The organism is Pseudotabrizicola sp. (assembly GCF_030684215.1).
In the GTDB taxonomy this organism is placed as follows: domain Bacteria; phylum Pseudomonadota; class Alphaproteobacteria; order Rhodobacterales; family Rhodobacteraceae; genus Pseudotabrizicola.
Map to the genome: position 1 here is coordinate 1 of NZ_JAUXOV010000049.1, position 4,556 is coordinate 4,556.

The 4,556-nt window shown below is 56.8% G+C and carries 8 protein-coding genes; all 8 read left to right on the forward strand.

What is annotated here, in order from left to right:
* The first annotated feature begins 156 nt into the window (after window positions 1-156).
* Genes flgC through Q8K08_RS09515 form a run of 8 tightly spaced genes read left to right on the forward strand, consistent with a single transcriptional unit; the run spans window position 157 to window position 4,256 of the window.
* Complete coding sequence (gene flgC, locus Q8K08_RS09480; protein WP_304804916.1) at window positions 157-537, forward strand: flagellar basal body rod protein FlgC; 381 nt, start codon at window positions 157-159, stop codon at window positions 535-537.
* 12 nt (window positions 538-549) lie between these two features.
* Window positions 550-840 carry a flagellar hook-basal body complex protein FliE gene (gene fliE, locus Q8K08_RS09485; protein ID WP_304804918.1) on the forward strand — a complete coding sequence of 97 codons (291 nt, stop codon included), beginning with the start codon at window positions 550-552 and terminating at the stop codon, window positions 838-840.
* A gap of 8 nt (window positions 841-848) precedes the next feature.
* Complete coding sequence (locus Q8K08_RS09490; protein ID WP_304804931.1) at window positions 849-1,115, forward strand: flagellar biosynthetic protein FliQ; 267 nt, start codon at window positions 849-851, stop codon at window positions 1,113-1,115.
* A gap of 1 nt (window position 1,116) precedes the next feature.
* Complete coding sequence (locus tag Q8K08_RS09495) at window positions 1,117-1,827, forward strand: flagellar hook-basal body complex protein (protein ID WP_304804920.1); 711 nt, start codon at window positions 1,117-1,119, stop codon at window positions 1,825-1,827.
* A gap of 9 nt (window positions 1,828-1,836) precedes the next feature.
* The gene (flgG, locus tag Q8K08_RS09500; protein ID WP_304804922.1) at window positions 1,837-2,622 is read left to right on the forward strand and encodes a flagellar basal-body rod protein FlgG; all 786 of its coding nucleotides are present in this window, start codon (window positions 1,837-1,839) and stop codon (window positions 2,620-2,622) included.
* Window positions 2,622-3,041 (forward strand): flagellar basal body P-ring formation chaperone FlgA, encoded by a 420-nt coding sequence (flgA, locus tag Q8K08_RS09505; protein WP_305249922.1) that lies wholly within the window; start codon window positions 2,622-2,624, stop codon window positions 3,039-3,041. Before flgG ends, flgA begins: the two co-directional genes overlap by 1 nt.
* Before the next feature lie 5 nt (window positions 3,042-3,046).
* Window positions 3,047-3,766, forward strand: a complete 720-nt coding sequence (flgH, locus tag Q8K08_RS09510; protein WP_304804927.1) for a flagellar basal body L-ring protein FlgH — start codon at window positions 3,047-3,049, stop codon at window positions 3,764-3,766.
* A 7-nt stretch (window positions 3,767-3,773) separates the two neighbouring features.
* Complete coding sequence (locus Q8K08_RS09515) at window positions 3,774-4,256, forward strand: flagellar basal body-associated FliL family protein (RefSeq protein WP_305249923.1); 483 nt, start codon at window positions 3,774-3,776, stop codon at window positions 4,254-4,256.
* Window positions 4,257-4,556 lie beyond the last annotated feature (300 nt).

The following is a 4,556-nucleotide window of genomic DNA, read 5'->3' on the forward strand; positions in this document are numbered from 1 at the left end:
ACCCCGTGGCTCTTGGGGAAAAAGGGTTTAAGCCGAGCCATCTGCTCGTCAGTCAGCCAGTAGAGGTTGCTCATGGATCGGTCTCCTTGCGGAGCCTGAATCACGCCAACAACCTGAAATCAATGGGTCTGGAGCCTAGCAATTAAGGGTGCGGAAATGACCGACCTTTTAAATTCACTGTCCCTTTCTGCGTCTGGCATGGAGGCGCAGGCAAAGCGTATTCGGCACGTTTCAGAAAACATCGCGAATGCCGACACACCTGGGTACCGCCGGAAGGTTGTTTCCTTCAAGACAGAGATGGAGACGGGAACTGTCTCTGTGGGGAAAGTCCGACTCGATCAGACAGCGTTGCAGAAAATCTACGATGCCAGCCACCCGCTGGCAGATTCAACCGGTCACTATGATGGATCGAATGTCGATCTGGTGATCGAAATTGCTGACGCACGCGAAGCGCAGCGCAGCTACGAGGCGAACCTCAGACTCTTCGATCAGGCGCGGCAGATGACGCAAAGCCTTTTCGATCTCATCCGTAGATAAGGGAGATCCAGAATGGATATCAAGAAGTCCCTGGCCGCGCAGGCCTACACACAGACCCGTTCGGCGGCGGCTTCCGAGCCGCCACCGAACTCAGTCGAAGAAGGGGCCGCGCGGTTTCTTGGCAGCTTTGCCGAAACACTGACCCGCGGAGAAGAAACCGCCCGCGCTGCGATGACGGGTGGCGCAGATCCTCACGCCCTTGTTGAGGCACTTGCCTCATCTCAGACCGCTGTGGAAACTGTTGTCACGGTCCGGGACCGCGTGGTTGAGGCCTACCAGGAAATCCTGAGGATGCCTGTATGACGAACTCCATGAGTCAAGGCGTCATATTTGACATCCTGCGGCAGGGCCTTTGGATCGCGGTGACCATCTCGGCACCGCTGCTAATCGTGGCGCTGGTCGCAGGTGTCGCAGTGGGGTTGTTTCAGGCTCTCACCTCGATTCAGGAAATGACCCTCACCTTTGTTCCAAAGGTCGGCGCGATGTTGATCGTGTTCTGGGCGTCGATGAGCTTCATGACCACGACATTGGTGACCTTTTTCACCGATGCGATCCTTCCCTTGATTGAAGGCAGATGACATGGAAACCCCCGGCTACACCACATTGGCCCGTCAATCTGGCCTGATGCGCGAAATGCAGGTCATCGCGAACAATATCGCCAATGCCTCCACGATCGGCTTTCGGCGCGAAGGCGTTGTGTTTTCCGAATACATTGCACGGCTGGAAAATGAGTCTTCCTTGTCGATGGCGCATGGCAACGCGCGTCACATTGATCTCGGTCAGGCAGGATTGTCCCAGACCGGCGGCACCTATGATCTGGGTCTTCAGGGGGAAGGGTTCTTCCTGATCGCAACCCCTGAGGGCGAGCGCCTGACGCGCGCAGGGGCGTTTTCTCCGTCGGGCGAAGGGGAACTGGTAACGCCAGATGGATATCCCCTTTTGGATGCAGGTGGCGCGCCTGTTCCGGTCCCTGTTGGCGCGCGCACGGTGTCAATTGCATCCGATGGAACGATGTCAGCCGATGGCCAGCCTGTCGCCCAGATCGGCGTCTGGCAACCCGTCGATCCATTGTCTCTGCGGCACCAAAACGGAACACTTTTTTCGGCGGATGCAATCGAACCGTCCGAAGGCGCAACTATGCGTCAGGGGTTTCTCGAAGATAGCAACGTTCAGCCCGTCTCGGAAATCGCCCGCATGATCACGGTGCAACGTGCTTATGAACTGGGGCAAAAATTCCTCGACACTGAAGATCAACGCCAGCGCACCGTTATTCAGACGTTGGGCCGATAGGAGAAACCTATGAAATCCCTACAGATCGCCGCAACTGGCATGGCCGCGCAACAGATGCGGGTTGACGTTGTCGCCAACAACCTCGCGAACATGTCTACCACCGGCTACAATGCACGCCGCGCAGATTTCGCGGATTTGCATTATCAGCAGTTGGCGCGACCGGGCTCTGTTTCTGCCAGTGACGGCACTGTGTTGCCAACGGGTGTCCAGTTGGGCTTGGGCGTCAGACCGGCAGCAGTTTCAGTCATCCTGTCACAAGGGTCCCTGTCGCAAACCGGGGGTGACCTAGATGTGGCCATTGAGGGGCTGGGCTATCTTGAGGTTACGCTGCCCGGTGGCATTGCCGCTTACACCCGCGACGGGGCGTTGAAAAGGACAGGCGAAGGCCTGATCGTGAACTCCGAGGGACATCAGGTAGCGCCGGGCATCACCATTCCAGCGGATGCAAGATCGATCGCAATCAATGCCGATGGAGAGGTCTACGCCTACTTCGGCGACCGCGTGCGGCCAGAACTTCTGGGTGCGCTTTCTTTGGTCGGTTTTACCAATGAAAAGGGCCTCGAAGCCATGGGTTCAAACCTTTTTCTGGAAACCGAGGCCTCCGGTCCCGCCCTTCAGGGCGCACCGGGAGAGAACGGCCTTGGCACTCTGAGGCAGGGATATCTTGAGGAAAGCTCGGTCGACGCGGTGCGCGAAGTGACCGAATTGATCAAGGCACAACGCGGGTATGAGTTGAACGCAAAGGTGATAACGGCGGCGGATCAGATGCTGTCGGCGACAACGCAGGTCCGCTGATGAGATGGGTCATTCTTTGCCTCATCCCATGCCCCGCGCTCGCTGATGCTTTGGTCACCACCCGAATTGTCAAGGCAGGTCAGGTGATTGAGGCAACCGATCTTACAGTTGTCGCCGCGAACATTCCGGGTACCGTCACCGATCCCACGCTGGTGACAGGGCAAGAGGCGCGGGTCGCCCTCTATCCCGGTCGCCCCATTCGCGAGGGCCAGTTCGGGCCGCCCACACGCATCATCCGCAATCAGATCGTCCCGCTCACTTACGTCGCCGGAACACTTGTCATCCTCACCGAAGGTCGCGCGCTTGACCGCGGGGGCGTGGGGGACGTGATTCCGGTGCTCAATCTTTCTTCCCGCAACACGGTTCAGGGTCGGGTTATGCCGGACGGAACTGTCAGCGTCAGCCCCTCCGAAGGATGAACCCCATGCGCATGGCTCTATGCACTTTGCTTTTTCTGACTGGTTGCTCGTCGTTGAACCAGGTCGGGAAAGCTCCGGAATTTTCCGCATTGGAGGGTAGCTATCAACATCATGCGATGTATTCCAATACCCTCCCAAACCAGGCCGACCCAACTGGCGCAAGCGATGCGTCCTCCCTCTGGACCGCCGGCGGCGCGTCCCTTTTAGGGGATCGGCGGGCAGGAAAACGTGGCGATATCCTGACGGTAGTCATTGAAATTGACGACCGCGCTGAGATATCAAACTCGTCTGGTCGCAGTCGCTCTGGAAATCAGTCGATGGGCATGCCCCAACTTATGGGCCTGCCACAACGGATCAACAGAGTGCTCCCCGAAGGCGCGACGATGGCCGAGGCTGTCAGCACAAACTCTTCATCAACCTTTTCGGGTGATGGTTCGGTTTCACGGAAGGAAAAGCTGACTTTGCGCGTCGCGGCGACAATCGTGGAGGAACTGCCAAATGGTGTGTTGCGGATCGAAGGTCAGCAGGAAGTGAGGGTCAATTTTGAAATGCGTGAGCTTATCGTGACAGGCTATGTGCGCCCGACCGATGTGTCGCGAACAAATGAAGTGACCTACGACAAAATTGCCGGCGCGCGCATTTCATATGGTGGCAGGGGCCAGATCACCGAAGTTCAGCAACCTCGCTACGGCCAGCAGATTACCGACATCCTCCTTCCGTTCTGAGGGCAAAATGCGCAAACTTATCCCCATCCTGCTGATACTGATTGGCATTGGTGCCGGACTTGGGGCGGGGCTTTTTCTACGCCCAGCCCCAATCATACCGGTTGAAGACGAAAGCAGCACTGATGGCAACTCAACCGCAGCGCAGAACACGCCTTCTGCTGAGACGCTGACCGAATTTGTAAAGATATCCAATCAGTTCATTATTCCGGTTGTCGAAAAGGGCCGAATTGTTTCACTGGTTATTCTATCTCTGAGCCTGGAGGTCACAAGCGGTTCCACGGAGCTGGTCTTTGCACAAGAGCCAAAGCTGCGAGACGGGTTCCTTCAACTCTTGTTCGACCATGCGAACACCGGAGGGTTCCGGGGCTCGTTTACAGATGCGGACAATATTGTGATCCTGAAACGAGGTCTTAAGGAAGTGGCCAAACGTGTTTTGGGCGAGGCGGCCAGAAATGTTCTGATAACAGACATGGTGCGTCAGGATAGTTAGGTCCGGACCAATTCACAGATTTGACCGCGTTCCGTTTTTGGGTTTGCTCTGGTTGTCCCTGATGCTTCCTGAATAGATGGGGTGGTTGCCGTCCGCCCCCGTATCCGCAGGCTGCATCTGTGCGATGCTTGTCCTGCAGCACATTCAGTGGAGGACGGTCTTCTGTGGTTGCCGTCCTTGAAGCAAGAGGATTTCGACGTCTGGGTCGGATCGAGTGCGGTCTTCTGTCAGGCCTCGTATTGCGGCTTTCTTGAAGGCCGCAGGCCGATATGGAGATCAGCATGATTGGGTCCAAATCTA

Bases quoted from the DNA above. Each gene is read 5' to 3' on its own strand.
- flgC (WP_304804916.1), top strand. From the start codon at position 157: ATGACCGACCTTTTAAATTCACTGTCCCTTTCTGCGTCTGGCATGGAG.
- flgG (WP_304804922.1), top strand. From the start codon at position 1,837: ATGAAATCCCTACAGATCGCCGCAACTGGCATGGCCGCGCAACAGATG.
- flgH (WP_304804927.1), top strand. From the start codon at position 3,047: ATGCGCATGGCTCTATGCACTTTGCTTTTTCTGACTGGTTGCTCGTCG.
- fliE (WP_304804918.1), top strand. From the start codon at position 550: ATGGATATCAAGAAGTCCCTGGCCGCGCAGGCCTACACACAGACCCGT.
- flgA (WP_305249922.1), top strand. From the start codon at position 2,622: ATGAGATGGGTCATTCTTTGCCTCATCCCATGCCCCGCGCTCGCTGAT.
- Q8K08_RS09490 (WP_304804931.1), top strand. From the start codon at position 849: ATGAGTCAAGGCGTCATATTTGACATCCTGCGGCAGGGCCTTTGGATC.
- Q8K08_RS09495 (WP_304804920.1), top strand. From the start codon at position 1,117: ATGGAAACCCCCGGCTACACCACATTGGCCCGTCAATCTGGCCTGATG.
- Q8K08_RS09515 (WP_305249923.1), top strand. From the start codon at position 3,774: ATGCGCAAACTTATCCCCATCCTGCTGATACTGATTGGCATTGGTGCC.